The 16,461-nt window shown below is 41.5% G+C and carries 16 protein-coding genes; 6 read left to right on the forward strand and 10 right to left on the reverse strand.

Annotated elements, in window-relative coordinates; all coding sequences use genetic code 11:
• Positions 1-135: 135 nt before the first annotated feature.
• Positions 136-807, reverse strand: coding sequence for a 3'-5' exonuclease (locus tag IJF99_RS03285; protein ID WP_292792036.1), 672 nt, complete (start codon positions 805-807; stop codon positions 136-138).
• 8 nt (positions 808-815) lie between these two features.
• Positions 816-1,670 (reverse strand): methanogenesis marker 8 protein, encoded by an 855-nt coding sequence (locus tag IJF99_RS03290; RefSeq protein ID WP_292792038.1) that lies wholly within the window; start codon positions 1,668-1,670, stop codon positions 816-818.
• A 105-nt stretch (positions 1,671-1,775) separates the two neighbouring features.
• Between IJF99_RS03290 and thiC the strand changes: the two genes are divergently transcribed.
• Together thiC and IJF99_RS03300 are read left to right on the forward strand one after the other, a co-directional pair.
• Entirely contained in the window at positions 1,776-3,050 is a 1,275-nt protein-coding gene (gene thiC / locus IJF99_RS03295) for a phosphomethylpyrimidine synthase (RefSeq protein ID WP_292792040.1), read from the forward strand.
• Complete coding sequence (locus tag IJF99_RS03300) at positions 3,051-4,709, forward strand: ATP-dependent DNA ligase (RefSeq protein ID WP_292792042.1); 1,659 nt, start codon at positions 3,051-3,053, stop codon at positions 4,707-4,709.
• Here IJF99_RS03300 and IJF99_RS03305 read toward each other — a convergent pair.
• Positions 4,706-5,338: a queuosine precursor transporter gene (locus IJF99_RS03305; RefSeq protein ID WP_292792044.1), complete on the reverse strand. Its 633-nt coding sequence runs from the start codon at positions 5,336-5,338 to the stop codon at positions 4,706-4,708. The genes IJF99_RS03300 and IJF99_RS03305 overlap by 4 nt on opposite strands.
• Positions 5,339-5,403: 65 nt before the next feature.
• On the opposite strand from IJF99_RS03305, the gene IJF99_RS03310 reads away from it, so the two are divergent.
• A complete protein-coding gene (locus IJF99_RS03310) occupies positions 5,404-5,823 on the forward strand; it encodes an exodeoxyribonuclease VII large subunit (RefSeq protein WP_292792046.1) in 420 nt (139 codons plus the stop codon).
• A 63-nt stretch (positions 5,824-5,886) separates the two neighbouring features.
• A complete protein-coding gene (glmM, locus tag IJF99_RS03315) occupies positions 5,887-7,251 on the forward strand; it encodes a phosphoglucosamine mutase (protein WP_292792048.1) in 1,365 nt (454 codons plus the stop codon).
• Positions 7,252-7,407: 156 nt separating this feature from the next.
• Here glmM (IJF99_RS03315) and IJF99_RS03320 read toward each other — a convergent pair whose 3' ends face one another.
• The 5 genes from IJF99_RS03320 to glmU are packed head-to-tail and all read right to left on the reverse strand — an operon-like array spanning position 7,408 to position 12,142.
• Positions 7,408-8,544 (reverse strand): tetratricopeptide repeat protein, encoded by a 1,137-nt coding sequence (locus IJF99_RS03320; protein ID WP_292792050.1) that lies wholly within the window; start codon positions 8,542-8,544, stop codon positions 7,408-7,410.
• Positions 8,545-8,556: 12 nt separating this feature from the next.
• The gene (locus tag IJF99_RS03325; protein WP_292792052.1) at positions 8,557-9,261 is read right to left on the reverse strand and encodes an anaerobic ribonucleoside-triphosphate reductase activating protein; all 705 of its coding nucleotides are present in this window, start codon (positions 9,259-9,261) and stop codon (positions 8,557-8,559) included.
• On the reverse strand, positions 9,261-10,361 hold the full coding sequence (gene hisC / locus IJF99_RS03330; protein WP_292792054.1) for a histidinol-phosphate transaminase: 1,101 nt from the start codon (positions 10,359-10,361) through the stop codon (positions 9,261-9,263). The genes IJF99_RS03325 and hisC overlap by 1 nt, the downstream gene beginning before the upstream one ends.
• Positions 10,362-10,364: 3 nt before the next feature.
• On the reverse strand, positions 10,365-10,847 hold the full coding sequence (locus IJF99_RS03335; RefSeq protein WP_292792056.1) for a gamma carbonic anhydrase family protein: 483 nt from the start codon (positions 10,845-10,847) through the stop codon (positions 10,365-10,367).
• Between the two features lie 8 nt (positions 10,848-10,855).
• Positions 10,856-12,142: a bifunctional sugar-1-phosphate nucleotidylyltransferase/acetyltransferase gene (glmU, locus tag IJF99_RS03340; protein WP_292792066.1), complete on the reverse strand. Its 1,287-nt coding sequence runs from the start codon at positions 12,140-12,142 to the stop codon at positions 10,856-10,858.
• Positions 12,143-12,300: 158 nt separating this feature from the next.
• Here glmU and IJF99_RS03345 point away from each other — a divergent pair, with 158 nt between their 5' ends.
• Positions 12,301-12,465, forward strand: a complete 165-nt coding sequence (locus tag IJF99_RS03345) for a rubredoxin (protein ID WP_292792058.1) — start codon at positions 12,301-12,303, stop codon at positions 12,463-12,465.
• 178 nt (positions 12,466-12,643) lie between these two features.
• Positions 12,644-13,360, forward strand: a complete 717-nt coding sequence (locus IJF99_RS03350) for a DUF4012 domain-containing protein (RefSeq protein ID WP_292792060.1) — start codon at positions 12,644-12,646, stop codon at positions 13,358-13,360.
• Between the two features lie 89 nt (positions 13,361-13,449).
• On the opposite strand, the gene glmM (IJF99_RS03355) is transcribed toward IJF99_RS03350, so the two are convergent.
• Positions 13,450-14,787, reverse strand: a complete 1,338-nt coding sequence (gene glmM / locus IJF99_RS03355) for a phosphoglucosamine mutase (RefSeq protein ID WP_292792062.1) — start codon at positions 14,785-14,787, stop codon at positions 13,450-13,452.
• Positions 14,788-14,797: 10 nt separating this feature from the next.
• Positions 14,798-16,036, reverse strand: a complete 1,239-nt coding sequence (locus IJF99_RS03360) for a 2,3-bisphosphoglycerate-independent phosphoglycerate mutase (protein WP_292792064.1) — start codon at positions 16,034-16,036, stop codon at positions 14,798-14,800.
• Positions 16,037-16,461 lie beyond the last annotated feature (425 nt).

The raw sequence follows: 16,461 nt of genomic DNA on the forward strand, positions 1-16,461 counted from the left end.
AACATTATTTCTTCCTTTTCCTCCCGATAATTAATTTCTAACCATTGGGGAAAGATACGGACATCTTTCCCAACCTCCATTATTTTTACAAATTTCTCTACCAGATGGGAAGATATGGAATCTTCCCACAACCTCTTAAAAGTTACTTTTTTTTCTCGGTAAAATCTCATCAAGAGGCAATTGTCCTCTGTTATGGTAAGGTTGTGGCATATAATCGATGAATTCGAATTTTTCATTATTTTTAATGCCCCATTTGGGATTATATCCAAACAGATTTTTGTATTCACAGACAGGACGAATCTCTTTTAGTTTCTGGAAAACATCATATAAAGCTTTTGTATCATCAATGGCCCTGTGAAAATTAACCTTTTCAAGTTCAAAGAATTCCACAGCATCAATCAACTTATGAGGATAATCCTTGCAGTCTTTCAGGATAGTGACTGTATCAATCCATTTAAGGCTTGCCAGGGTCTCATATGCTTCATTTGGATAATGCCTTTTTAGCAGATGGTAAACAAATGACAGGTCAAACTGGCAGTTATGGGCTATCATAACTGTTCCGGGCGTGAGCCTTTCCATCAAATCATCTGCAATAACATCCTCATAAAGCCCCTTTTCATCCAAATCATTATCTGTGATTCCTGTCAGTTCGGTGATTTTCGGATCCAGTCTCTCGCCTATATCGACGAACTCATCATATTCATCTATGATTTTGCCATCTACAACGGTCAGCATTGCAAGCTCTATTATTCTTGAACTCCTACAATTCAGACCGCTGGTTTCCGTATCAAAAAATATCAACTTCATATTTAACACTAAATCAATTTATGAGGGATATCATCCTTGTTTCTCGGATATTCATTGGTGGATAATGGTTTTCCTATTTTTTCAAGCCTGTTGTCCAACATTTCGCGCCCGTCCTTGCTTGCGCAGAATATAGGGACTTTCAGTCCATAATAATAGGGTTCATATTTATCCGCATAGTCTGCAATGGCTTTTGATGCGCATGCTGTTACGATATCCGCATTGTCAAAAAGCATCTTAACCTCATCGGGACTTGCTCCTGTTGTGTGGGCCACAAAAATATACACGTTGACGTCATCGTCGATTGGATAGTTTCTAATCTCTTCCACCATAGGTGAAGGAAGTATGGTTATCGCAATATTCTTATATCCTTCATCAAGGGCCAGTTTCAATCCTTCAAGCTGATTCAGCTCAGCAGTTTCAGGATTCAGGACAATGCTATCCTTTTCTTCCAATTTTCCAATGACTTCAGGTATCGGTGTTGTGCTTACAAGGCCGGATACCCTTGCACCTACTCCCTGAACGACACGGGAATCGGTCATGAGGACTGTTCCTGCACCTTCACATGCCCCTACGACACAGTCGATGTTTCCCATTTCCATGTTTGTCTTTAGGATTTCGGATATTCCCACAGTCACCACATCGTCCATTTCAACTATCCTCAGCGGTGTGCACATTCCAAAGTCTTTTATTCTGAAATTGATGTTTTCACGTATGAATTCCTCGTTCAGCTCCTCAACTCCATGCATCGCATGAAACATTGGGCAGTATTTGACTTCTGAGGAACCGACTTCAGTTATTTCGCCGTTTTCTATTACCACTTTGACTTTTCCTAATGCTTCAATTACATGTTTATCTCTAACCATATAACCACCATCGATAATAATTATCAAAATTATTCTATAAAAAATTAATTCTATATATTAAGAAAAACAATATTATAAGTGATTAGTCAACAATGAGGGATAAATTTGACTCAGAAAAGTGAAGCACAAAAAGGCAATATAACTCCCGAAATGGAGTTTGTTGCAGAATATGAAAATATTGATGTAAACAGACTAGCTAGACTGATTGATAAGGGATTGGTTGTAATCCCTAAAAATATCAACGGACATTCCAAACCTTGCGGCATTGGGCAAGGCCTTAAAACAAAGGTCAATGCAAACATCGGCTCCTCATCAAAAATCGATGATTTGGATTTGGAAATCAACAAGGCAAGATTGGCTCAGGAATATGGCGCCGATGCGATAATGGATTTGTCAACAGGCTCAGATTTGAAGCTGTTCCGTCAAAAAATAATGGAAGCTGTTGATTTATGTATCGGAACCGTGCCGATTTATGAGGCAGGTGTCGTCACCCTGAACAAGAATCGGGAAATCGTCGACATGGATCCTGATGACATCTTCAAGGCCATTGAAAATCAGGCAAAGGAGGGAGTGGACTTCATGACGCTCCACTGCGGAATTACAAAGGACCTTGTTCAAAAGCTTAAGGCCGCAAACCGCATGATGGGAATTGTAAGCCGTGGCGGAACATTCATGGCATCCTGGATTAACCATAATGACATGGAAAACCCATTATATGAAAATTACGATTACCTTTTGGAGCTGTCCTATGAACATGACATTACATTGTCCCTTGGAGACGGACTCAGGCCGGGCTGTCTGGCGGATGCAAGTGATATCCCTCAAATTCAAGAGCTTGTAAACCTGGGAACCCTGGTTAAAAGGGCTCAGGACGCCAATGTGCAGGTCATGGTTGAAGGTCCGGGCCACATGCCTTTGAACCAGATTAAGGCAAATATGGAAATTCAAAAAACAATCTGTCATGGCGCTCCTTTTTACGTTCTGGGACCTCTTGTAACCGACATTGCACCGGGCTATGACCACATTACAGGAGCCATCGGTGGAGCGATAGCCGCAACCGCCGGAGCCAATTTCCTGTGTTACGTGACTCCTGCAGAGCATCTCTCCCTTCCGAGTCTTGAAGACGTCAAGGAGGGAGTTGTAGCATCAAAGATTGCTGCTGAAGCCGCCGACGTGGCGAAAGGATTGGAGTCCGCATGGACACGTGAAAAGGCAATGGCAAAGGCAAGAAAGGAATTTGATTGGGAAGCCCAGTTTGACCTTGCCCTTGACAAATCAAAACCTAGAAAATACCGTGACAAATGTGAACTTGACGATGATGAGATGTGTGCAATGTGCGGCGAATACTGTGCCGTCAAAATAGCTAAAGGAGATTTTTAGATGAAATATCAGGAACTGGTTGATGTCTACTCCGCGCTTGAAGCGACAACAAAAAGGCTGGAAAAAACTGAAATCATAGCAGATTACCTGAAAACCCTTGATTCAGATACCATAGAAAAGGTGGGGCTGCTGATTTTGGGCGTCGTGTTTCCTGCATGGAGTTCTGAGGAAATTGGAATAGGAGGCAAACTGGTTGAAAGGGCAGTGGCCGAAGCTGTCGGAACAACCCCTGCTGCAGTTGAAGATGCAGTTCGTGACGAAGGGGATATCGGACTTGCCTGCATCAAGCTGTACGCCAAAAAATCCCAGGTGACATTCTTCTCACAACCCCTAACCATTGACTTCGTATTCAATAGCTTGCGCAAATTATCCCAAATCAGCGGTTCACGTTCAACCAACCGTAAAATTGCAGTATTATTGGAATTATTAAGCCAGGCAAGCGCAACCGAAGCCAAATTCCTGACCCGTACCATCACTGAAGAGCTGAGAATCGGAGTGGGAGATGGTGTGGTTCGTGACGCAATAGCCGAGGCATTTGACATCGACAAGAAAGTTGTCGAAAGGGCGCAGATGCTTACGAATGACTTTTCAGTGGTTGCAAGAACCGCAAAAGAGGAGGGTGCCGGAGGTTTGGAAAAACTCAACTTGACACCTGGAACTCCCGTCAAACCTATGCTTGCACAATTGGCGCCTCCACTTGATGAGATCATTCCTGAAATGGGATGTGCAATATGTGAGACAAAATACGATGGAATAAGGCTGCAGGTTCACAGGAACGGCGATGAAATCAAGATATTCACACGCAGACTGGAAAACATTACCCACGCACTCCCGGAAATCGTTGAACTCTTCAACGAGAACCTTCCCCATGAGGACTATATCGTCGAGGGGGAAGTGATAGCCACACGCGACGGCAAGCCTCTGCCTTTCCAGAATGTCCTTCACAGGGTGCGAAGAAAACATAACGTTGAAGAGGCAATGGAAAATGTTCCTCTGAAGGTTTTCCTGTTTGATGTTTTGTATTATAAGGTTCCAATGATTGATGAGCCTTTAAAGGAAAGAAGGGCAACTCTTGAAACTATCGTCGACACTTCAGCGGACGAAATGAACTTGAGTACAATGAAAGTGGGAACCCCCGACAATATCGATGAACTCCAGCATCTGTTTGAAAGCTCAATTGACGGCGGCCATGAAGGGATAATGATTAAGGACTGCAATGAACCCTACATCCCTGGACTGAGAGGTAAAAAAATGCTTAAATACAAGGCGGAGCCTGAAACCCTGGACATGGTCGTTATTGGAGGAACCTACGGTATCGGAAAAAGGGGAGATTTCGTCGGATCATATCTTGTGGCCTTAAGGGATGAAAATGATGATTTCAAAAGCGTGGCATATGCCGCAACAGGCCTTGATGATGCCACCCTAGAATATCTGACGGGGAAAATGAAGGAACTTGAAATTTCAACAAAAGGCCGTGAAATCAAGGTTGAACCTAAAATCGTTTTGGAAATCGCATTCTCCGAAATTGTCGAATCCCCAGAATACGAAACCGGCTACTCGCTGAGATTCCCTGTCGTCAAAAACATAAGAAAGGACAAAAGCCCTATGGATGCAGACACCGTTGAAAGGCTGCTTTCAATGTATGAAACCGGAAATTAGATTTCGGGAAGTGCCTTGACACTGCCTATGACATATCTTGTTAAAGGATATACTATTATCTCGTATGCTGTCTTGAAGAGTGCTTGGGCAGCAATCATCATGACCAGGGCGTCTGTGGGCATTGTTGCGAAAAATCCGATAGTGATGAAAATCATTGCATCCAAGCTTTCACCGAACAGCGTTGAGAGTATGCACCTTAAAAACAGCTTTTCCTCATTCCATTTTTTTAGATGAACCATCATCCTGGCATTGACAAGACTGCCTGCGATGTAAGCGGCGAAACCTGCTATCAGCAGCCTGAATGTGGAGCCGAGAACTATGCCGAATGCATCTGAATTTTCAAAAAATGCCGGTGCGGGCAGCCATATTGTGATGTTGAAACATATTACCGCAATGAGATTCATGAAAAATCCGAGAAGAATTACTCTGCGGGCCTTTTTGTAGCCGTAGACTTCGGCCAAAACGTCATTGATGATGTATATGATTGGAAATATTATTACTCCGCAGGGCAGGGTGAATGAGAAAAAATCAAAAGTCTTTCCTGCAATGATATTGGAAACAATGAGACATGCGGTGAATATTCCGCTCAGCATTGCATACAGTTCTGTTCTGGTTAGATTTTCAAACATGATTATATTATATTTTCCGGGATAGATAAATCTTACAGGGTGAAATCCTATCGGGTATATCCATTTTGAAAACAGATTATGAAATCATGAAAATCACAGATGACAAGCTGCAAAAGATTGCCCTGATCACTTCCCTGATCGGACTGGTCGGACTGATAGCCTTTACCCCGACTGTTGAAGTCAGGGAAGTGGACATAAAGGATATTGACAGAGGAATGATAGACGAGGAAGTGAGCGTTAAAGGCGTGATTAGTGATGTGGCCCAATCAAGCTCTAAAACCAGCTACTTTCTAACGGTGAATGACGGACAGGCGCAGATTCAGCTGGTCATTTTTGAAAGTCAGGTGGCTGAAATAGAATCCAGAAACCTTGACATTGACGACTTTAAAAACCGGAAGGTGCAGGTTGTCGGAAAGGTCACCCAATACAATTCCCAGATGGAACTGATTTTATCGGGCGGGGACAGCCTGAGGATTGTAAACTAACAATATCTTTTTATTGATTGAAATGCAAAACTTAACTATATAGAATTAAAAAGGAATTGGAATATGTCTAATAAGAAAAGATTATTTGGAACCTTCGGAGTTAGAAGAACTGCAAACGATGTTTTAACTCCTGAATTCGCCACAAGACTTGCCGCATGCTACGGTACGCAAATCAAGGGAACCGTTGCCGTGGGCGGAGATACCCGTACAACTTCTCCAATGCTGATGCAGGCCGTTACAGCGGGACTGCTTTCAAGCGGCTGTGATGTTGTGAATCTGGGAATTTTACCTACTCCAGGCGTTCAATATGCTGTTCGCAAATATTATGATGGTGGAGTGATGATTACCGCTTCACATAATCCTCCTCAATATAACGGCCTCAAATTCCTGGATGAGGACGGTATCGGAATACCTGACGACATGGAACTTGAAATCGAAAGGCTCTACTTTGACAGTGAACCTGACCGTGTGGAATTCCATGAAATCGGTGAAATCTACTATAACGATGAGATAATTGACGAGTATGTTGATGAAGCCGTTTCAAAGGTGGATGCAAAAGCGATTCGTGAAGCCAACCTGAAAGTGGTTGTTGACTGCGGATCCGGTGCAGGGTGTTTTACCGCCCCATACCTTATCAGGAAACTTGGCTGCGATGTGACAACTCTGAACTCACAGGCTGACGGATTCTTCCCCGGACGCGACCCTGAACCTATTGAGGAAAACCTTAAGGAACTGATCAGCGTTGTAAAAGAACTGAATGCAGATATAGGACTTGCGCATGACGGGGACGCTGATAGAACAATTTGCATCGACGAGAAAGGAAACTTCGTTTTGGGAGACAAGACATTCACATTGGTTGAGCGTGAAATGCTTAAGGAAAACAATGGAGGAACAATCGTCACAACAGTTGCAACTTCACAGGCAATCTATGATATTGCAGATGAATACAACGGTGAAGTAATAGCTACTGCCGTTGGAGATTTGCTTGTTGCCCGTAAACTCAAAGATGAAGACGGCCTGTTCGGTGGAGAAGAAAACGGAGGTTTGATTTTCCCTGATTTCGTTTATGGAAGAGATGCTGTGATGACAGTTGCCAAAATTCTGGAAATCCTTGCAAAATCCAAAAAGGCAATGTCCGAACTTGTAGGTGAACTGCCCGTTTACTATGCAAGCAAAATGAAAATCGAATGCCCTGACGATGAAAAGGAATTCGTCATGTCCAGCATCGCCGATGAGATTAAGACAACCACCGATTTCAAACTGGATTTGACAGACGGGGTTAAAATCCTAAAGGACAACGGTTGGGTAATCATCAGGCCTTCCGGAACAGAACCGATTTTCAGATGTTTCTCAGAATCCGATTCGCAAGAAAAGGCCGATGAGATGACTGACTGGGGAATGAGTTTAATTAAGAAATACAGAAAATGATTCGAACCCCAAACCCCACTTTTTTTCTTTTTATTTTCTTAAATATCTGATGGATTAAATCATACCTGCATACATAAAAAGCAATTTAATAATATCTATTTTTAAAATAATGGCAGGATTTGAAAAGAAATAATAATGATAATCCAAATATGTGCATCAGAAGTATTCCAAACATTCCTCTTTAAGGAAAAACGCATCCTCGTTATCAGGATTTCTAAGTAAAACCATGTTGAAACTTTCAACGGCCTCCTCGAATTTGCCGAGCTCCATTAAAACCACTCCCTTATTCAAAAGAAAGTCGATATTGTTCTTTTCTAATGAAATGGCCCTGTTGAAGCATTCAAGAGCTTCATCGAATTTGCCCAAATCAATATATGCATTGCCCATACGGTTGATTGCTGATGCGTCAACTTCAGAATCATCCAGACATACTTCAACCGCCTTGTCAAATGATTCGATTGCCTCTTCAAGCATTCCCATGTCAGACAGGAGGTTTCCGCGTGAGTTCCACACTTCGGGATTTTCCCCGTCAATCACGATTAGCTTATCATATACCTTAAGCGCATCGTCGTATCTTCCAAGCATCTCAAGAATGAATCCTCTCCAATACAGAACAATCGGACTGCTCGGGCGATAATTATAGGCAATATTGCTTACTTTAAGCGCTTCATTAATGTTGCCCGAATTTAAAAGAGCGATTGCCTTATTGTTTAAGATGTAGATGTTGGCCGGCTCCAATTCCAATGCCTTATCATAGCACTCGATAGCTTCAATAAACTTGCCTAACCTTGAGAGGTTATCCCCCTGCTTGTTTAGAAGGTAAACATCATGAGGGTCGAGCCTGAGTGCCGCCTCATAGCACATTGTTGACTTGTCGAACTTACCGCTGTCAAACAGGATATCCGCCCTTTTTGTAATCATTGCCTTTTCATCTATCTTATCCCCTCTCCAATCATCGATATGGATCTTTTCAAAATAGATAATCTGGAATTCATCGTCGGGGCTGATTCTGCCACCATACATTTTTTTAAATTCCCTCAGCATGTCTTTTGAGTCCTTAAAACCCTCTTCACGGGCAAAGTCGTCATCATTTTGAATGTCTGAAAAATGGATGGTTTCAACATCGGTGACAAAGGCTTCAAAAATTTTCATTTTCTCTTTAGAAACAAGATTCCAATAGCAGTATAACCTGTCACCAACCTTTAAAGGAGTCTTCCATGCTTTACGCACGGTACGGGTCTTTTTACCCGTAATCACATCAATATCATTACTTGAAAATGATAAAATCGGCATTTCACACTCCTCCTAAATTACCTGTTCCCCGAATTCTCCTGATTTGACTTTTACGATGCCGTTGAAGTACGGCTTTATTTCACTGGCCAAATCCGCCAAATCATGAGGGTTTGGAACTTCCACCTTTTCCAGTGCAGGGTCCAGAACGTTCTTGTTTCTGAACTGCTGAATCGTATAGACGTCCGCTTCGATTTCATCGACAAGATTCATTATATCCTTTTTGGTGTGCAAAGTCGGAACATAAGTTGTTCTGATTTCAAGATGAACCCCTGACTCGTTTATCAGTTCCATGGATTTCTTCACTTGAAAACCGACGTTTGCTCCCGTGATTTTGCGGTATTTTGAAAATGTTGTCTTGACATCAAGGGACACGTAATCCAGCAAATCCAAATCCAATATTCTTTTGAGATTGTCGGGATAGATTCCGCTTGTGTCCAGTTTTGTTTTTAAGCCTATTTGGCGAACGTAGGTCAATATTTCAATTACCGCATCTGTCTGGACTAATGGCTCTCCGCCTGAGATTACAATAGCATCTAAAAAATCGGCTGAGGAATCAATTTCCTGTTTGATTTCTTCAAATGATTTTTCAGTATTGTCCTCCAGCAATTCCACGTTATGACAATATCTGCAAGCCAATGGGCATTTTGACATGAAAAAAACCAAAGACATGTTTCCGTGGAATTCAACGGAAGATATTACGCTACCTCCCACATACATTAGCTTAAAACCTCTCTTAATATTTTTATGAATTTTTCATCCTCTTCCAGAGTGCAGATGCTTATCCTGATCCAATATTCATCAAGGCCTTTGAAAGATGTGCAGTCCCTTACTATTATGCCTTTTTTCATAAGTTCCAAAGCCAGCTGGCTGGCGGTGAAACCTGTATCCTTTACGCGAATAAGCATAAAGTTTGATTTTGACGGAAATACTTCCAGACCATCAATCTTTGACACCTCATCATACAGGTATTGCCTTGACTCGATGCCTTTCCTGATGGACTCCTCAATATAATCCTTATCCCTGAATGTATTCAGCGCCGCAACAAATGACAGTCTTGTCAGGGAAAACACCGGTTTTATCCTGTGCATATATTCGATTATTTGCTCGCATGCGAGTCCATAACCGATTCTCATGCCTGCAAGCCCCAATACCTTGGACATTGTGCGGATTATGAAAATATTGTCATATTCATTGATCAAATCCTTGTTTGTGACTTCCGAATACTCGAAATATGCCTCATCAATGACAATCAGTATTTCAGGGTTTTTGGAAGCGATGTCCTCCAATACGTCCTTGTCAATCAGGGTTCCGGTAGGATTGTTAGGGCTGCAGAGGAAAATCATTTTGGTTTTGGGTGTGATGGAATCATAAATTGATTCTACATCCAATCTGTTTTCATCAAGATTCCATCTTGCATAAACAGGATTAGCCCCATATTGCTTTAATAAGTACTCATAATACATATAAGAAGGTAAAGGAACTATGAACTCGTCCCCGGTTTCTATGAAAGTCTTGGCAAGCACATCAATTATTTCATCTGCTCCGTCGCCTCCGATGATTACCTGGGAGTCCCTGACGCCGGAATATTCTGCAATTTCTGAAACCAGTTCGTGCAATTGTGATTCGGGATACCTGTTAATTGATTTTATCTCATCCTCAATGGCTTTCATGGCCTTTGGAGATGGACCCCACGGGTTTTCATTTGAACCCAATTTAATGATGTCTTCCTTTTTAAGGTTGAAATCCGCTGCAATCTCGTCCTGAGATCTGCCTGGGACATAGGAATCCATTTCTTCTACGATTTGTCTTGCTTTCATAATCTAATCATCCTTATACTGTTTTGAAAGTTTCACGTAATTGTCCGCATTGTTTTGAATCATTTCGATTTGTTCCTGTGAGATTTCCTTCACTGCCTTTGCGGGAACGCCTAAAATCAAGCTTCCTTCAGGAAATTCCTTTCCTTCACTTACGACCGCACCAGCTCCTACTATGGAGTTTTTTGAAATGTGCGCGCCGTTGAGGACAGTTGCATTCATTCCAATCAGAACGTTGTCATCCAGTCTGCATCCGTGGACAACTGCTCCGTGGCCGACAGATACATTTTCCCCTATCTCTACGGGAAAGCCTTTTGTGCAGTGAACAACACAATTGTCCTGGACATTGGACCTGTTTCCAATGCTTATTGAATCTGTATCTCCCCTTACTACGGCTCCATGCCAGATTGATACATCTTCGCCTAATTCAACATCGCCAATTACCTGTGCGCCTGGGCATATTACAATAGAGTCTTTGTTATTTTCCATAATATCGCCTATTTCTTTGCTTTTTTGTCTTGGATAATATGATTCTGTTTTACCAACACTCTTGTATCGGAGGGTACATCATCATACAACAAAACCCCTGAACCGATAGTGGCGTTATGGCCCACTTTCACACCCGGTGAAAAGCTTGAGTTGATACCAGTTTTAACGGCATCCCCAATGATGGATCCGAGCTTTCGCCTTCCACTATCTATCATTTCATCTTTAATCTTGGTTTTGACTGACCTGTTGTCAAAACGTAAATTAGCAATATTGGTTCCTGCCGCAATATTGCAGTTTGAACCTATTACGGAGTCGCCGACATAACTCAGGTGGCTGACATTGGTGTTTTCCATGATGATTGAGTTTTTAATCTCGACCGCATTTCCGACATGAACATTGTCTCCGAAATAGGAATTTCCGCGAATGTATGAATTAGGACCTATGTCACAGTCCTTTCCTATGTACACATTCCCTTCAATGTATACCCCTGCACGGATAATGCTGCCTTCGTCGAGGAATATTTCACCGTGAATATGAGCTCCGTCTTCGATTTTTCCTTTAATGTCAGTCTTGAGTTGGGAAATCAGCTCCTCATTAACTTCAATCAGTTCCCACGGCCTTCCGACATCAATCCAATCCTTATCGGTCTTGTGGCCTATTACTGTTTTGCCGTCATCTATCTGCAGGGAAACCGAATCGGTGATTTCATACTCTCCGCGCTCTGAAAGCTCGGTTCTGTCAATCTTATCGAAAATGTCCTTGTTGAATACGTAAATTCCCGCATTGACCAGGTTGCTTGGAGCTTCCTCTTTTTTAGGCTTTTCGACAATCCTTTTGATGTTGCCGTCTTCGATTTCAACCACTCCGAATGCGGACGGATCCTCCACTTCCGTGAGAAGCATCAGGGTGTCCGGCTTCAGATAATTGTATTTTTTAATTATCTCGCTGATGATTTCCTCATCTAGAATGATATCCCCATTTAGAACAATAAGGCTGTCCTTAATGAAGTCCTTTCCATAACTTATTGCATTGGCAGTGCCCAGAAAGTCCTTTTGGGTTTTATAGGAGATGTTAACTCCGAAATCACTTCCGTCACCGAAGTAATCCCTGACCATCTCTTCTTTATAACGTACGATTAATAAAATATCTTTAATACCATTTTCCCTTAATGATTCAATGTTATATTGCATGATAGGTTTTCCGGCAACCGGCAACATAGTTTTAGGCTTTGTCAATGTTAAAGGTCTCATTCTGGAACCTTCACCGGCGCTTAAAATAATTGCTTTCACTTTTATTATCCCCTTTGAGAAATTATATAATAATATTATATGTTTTATTTTTACTTTATAAAATAATTTTGCTATGGAAAATGAAAATTATTAAATAATACTTACAATAAACTAAAAATCATATTAGCTATGCTAATAGCAAAAACTTTTAGGAGATTATTAAAATGACAGTATATGTTTGTTTACATTGCGAATACAGATTCGACTCAGAAAAAGGCGATCCTGCATACAACATTCCTGCCGGAGCAACTCCAGCAGACATGCCTGATGATTGGGTTTGCCCAGAATGTGCAGCTTTAGGTAAAGATGCATTCATCGCAGAAGAATAGATTATTCTTCTAACTTTTTTTCTTTTTTAAAAATTCTTTTTTTATATTTTATTGAAAAATCAGTAAAAATCCACTATTTTTAAAAATATTTATATATAATTAATTTTCAAATACATTAATAATACAACATAATTTGTATTAATTTAAATTATTCTTAAAATTATGCGTGGGAATTACAATGAAGAGAAATAAAAAACTGATTATAGCAATTCTTCTAGTTATTCTTTTAGGATTATTGGCCTCTATTTATGCAGGTCTAAACAGTGGCCCTGACTTAACTCAAGAAGACAAGGACATTCTCGTATTAACCTGTGACAAATACGAACAGTCAAACGGTGGATGTGACATGGCATTTATGGTCCACTTAGAAAACGGAAGTTTTAAAAACTACACTCCTGTCTATCCTGGAGGAATGACACATCCAACACAACCCGCCTCCAGCGCAATCGGAGGAGGAAAAATGTACATGCACGACTGTCTTTACGATGGAGTAGAGGAAGGTATGCAATACGCAAAAGAAATCGTGGAATACAACACAAACATGACATGTGATGCTGTAGTTGTCGTATACGATGAAGGTGTGGATCATATTATCGATTCCGTAAGGCCATTGGAGGTTGACGGTGAGGTGACTAACCTTTCCGCAGCAGATATCGTTCGTGAAAACGACGCATACAACGGTTACGGAGGAGAACATTCCGGAACAATGTCAAGAGGAGATGCATGTAAGGTTCTTATCAGAGCATTGGCTCAAGCAGCCACAAATCCTGAAAAGAAAACAACCATGATGCAAGCCGCCCTTGATGAATACAACAACGGAAACATCATAATGCAACCGGAAGGTTCATTTACAAAATTACTTGCCACAAAAGGACTTGAAACAGTAGGTCTTTAACAAAAATTAAATCTTTAAAGAATTCTTATTCTTTAAAGAACTTTTTTTATTTATTTTTTCAAAAAAAGAAAAAGATGAATGAATCATCTTTATAGGTTATCATTAATTATTTTAACACAGATATCCCTGATTTCCTCAGCCCTGCCGGCGTCACGGGATTCCAAAGTGATTCTTATGTAATCCTCAGTTCCTGAAGGCCTTACCAGCACCCAGCTGTCATCGGAAAATGTCAGTCTGACGCCGTCAAGTGAATTGACATCAACAATGTCATCGAAAGCCTGCTTCAGCAGATCCTCCATATTCTCCATTACCTTGACTTTGGCCTCTTTTGAACATGTGATCTTTTCACGGATATTGGGATATGATGGAATTTCAGCAAGAAGTTCTGACAGCTTGCCGTCCCTTGAAACTATCTCTGCCATCCTCAAGCCTGACAGTATTCCGTCGGGGCACATGCAGAAGTCCGGATGCAGCCAAGTTCCTGACGGCTCGCCTCCGAATGCAGCATCCTTTTCAATGATTACTTCAGCGACGTTGACGTCGCCGACAGCAGTTCTTAAGACATTGCCTTTCACGGATTCGTCCATGCATAAGCCCGCATCGACTGTGGTTACGATATCCCCTTCAAACTCTTTTGAAATCAGTGCCAAGAGAGAGTCAAATGGTGAGATATTGCCCTTCTCATCAACTGTAATCATCCTATCCGCATCACCGTCATGGGCAATTCCCAAATCCGCTCCGATAGCAACGACAGTCTTCATTAATGTCTGCAGGTTTTCGGCGTTTGGTTCCGGATTACGTCCTGGGAAAAATCCGTCCGGCTGTGAGTTGAGTGTTGTGACTTCACATCCTGCCTTTCTGAATGCTAAAGGTGATATTTCACTTCCTGCCCCTGATGCGCAGTCGATTACTACCTTAAGGCCTTTTTTAATATTTACCAAACTGACCAAATCGTCAATATATTGGCCTTTTATTTCCTCATTCACACTTAACCTGCCGACATTTTCCCAACTTACTGAGATATAGGACTTATCTGCATATATCTCTTCGATTTCACGTTCCTGTGAAGAGGTATATGCCATTCCGTTCTTATTCCACAACTTTATTCCGTTGTATTGTGAAGGGTTGTGGGATGCCGTAAGCATTATCCCCGCATCGGCATTCAGTTTTTCGGTAGCATATCCAACTAAAGGAGTGGGAACCATACCTATCTTAACCACATTGACTCCGCTTTCCAGAAGTCCTGCACAGATTGCCTGGTCCAACATTTCATTTGTTGTTCTTGTATCATAACCCAGTACAACAGTGCCCTGATTGCCTAAATAATAGGCAAGTGACTTTCCGACATTCAATGCCAATTCACATGTTACTTCAGAGCCGATTTTGCCTCTGATTCCGGATGTTCCGAATAGTTTTTCAGCCACCATTTTTCCCACCTTATGCGCCGAATTTATGAGCGTAATTCATTAAGTCCATCATGATGTTCATTACGTCGGAGCCTCTGATCCTGTTGAGTCCTCCTTTTGCACAGGCGCGTTCGGAGAATTCGCAAACATCATCGACTCTCACTTCAGGACCCCTTATTAATACAGGCACAGGGTCTCCTGAATGGTTCATTACGGATATTGGAGTTGAATGGTCGGCGGTCAGATAGATGTAGACATCTTCAAGTTTAATCAGCTCGCTCATTACCACCTCATCAACTTTTTCAATGAATTCCTTTTTCTCTTTTGTCTGGCCGTCGTGGCCTGCTTCGTCAGCTCCATCGATGTTTATCAGGAAAAAGTCATGGTCTGAGTTTTTAACCTGGTCTATGATGGTGTCACGGATGTTTTCGAGATTGGTGTCGATTCCACCTGTCACGTCCTCCATCTCGATGATGTCCATGCCTGCGAACCTTCCGATTCCCATAATCAGTCCTGTCTCGGCAATGCATGCGGAATTAATTTCATACTTTTCATTCAGTGATTCTACAACCGGCACCTCTCCGGCTCCACGTGGAATGACGATGTTTGCCGGATGTTCGCCGTTTTCGATTCTTTTGAGGTTGACAGGGTGGTCTTTAACCATTTCATAAGTCTTAACAACCAGTTTGTTTAGAATGTCTGCTGTTTTTGCAGCTTCAGGAGTATCGTCCAAGGCCTTAACCTCTTTTGGCTTGTTTCCTTCCACTTTAGGGTCTGCATCGCTTACTTTGTCGGACAATCCTTCGCCCCTAAGTACGAGAACAGCTCTGTGACCGGTTGATTCCTTGAAGATAATCTTGATGTCAGGATAGTCTTCAAGAACCATCTTGTTTAATTCCTCCACGATTTCCTTGGTTCCTTCCTTGATTCTTCCTGCACGTCTGTCTGTGACTATCAGGTTTTCATCGGCTGTTGAGAAGTTGCATCTGAATGCTATATCGCCAGGGAGAACTTCGACACCGACGCCGTTCGCTTCGAAGGGTCCCCTTCCGGTATATACCTCATATGGGTCATATCCCAATATTGACAAGTGCGCTGTGTCACTTCCAGGGATGATTCCCGGTGCGATTGAATCCATAATTCCTGTAATTCCTTCAGCAGCCATCTTATCCATATTTGGAGTGTTCGCCGCTTCGAGAGGAGTTTTATTTCCTAATTCTTTAATAGGACGGTCACCCATACCATCCATAATTAAAATAAGACCTTTCATAAAAATATCACCTTTATAAAAATTACACTATTATAGAATTTATGATTAATAGTTAAAATAATTATTTAAAAATTTGCATGAAAACATTGAGCTGAAAACCGGAGCGAATTTACATACGATATAATTAACGGATGCTCCCATATATTGATAGTTTGAGCAAATATGTATAAAATAATTAGTTGTTATTTTGATATGCTTGATGCAATGATTGAAAAATAAGGTGTTTAACTGATATAGATAGATGAATTGTTAAAAAAAGAAGAATTAAGGGAAATATTGATTCCCCTTATTTGAATTTTATTGTTCCTTTTACACGGTTGGTAAGGTATTTTGCACTGTAGAAGTATTTTTTACCTTTTTTGATCTTCTTGGTAACGCTGCCTTTAATGGTTACTTTAGCAAGACCTTTGGAATTGGTTTTAGCA

Source organism: Methanobrevibacter sp. (assembly GCF_017406825.1).
Classification (GTDB): Archaea; Methanobacteriota; Methanobacteria; order Methanobacteriales; family Methanobacteriaceae; genus Methanocatella.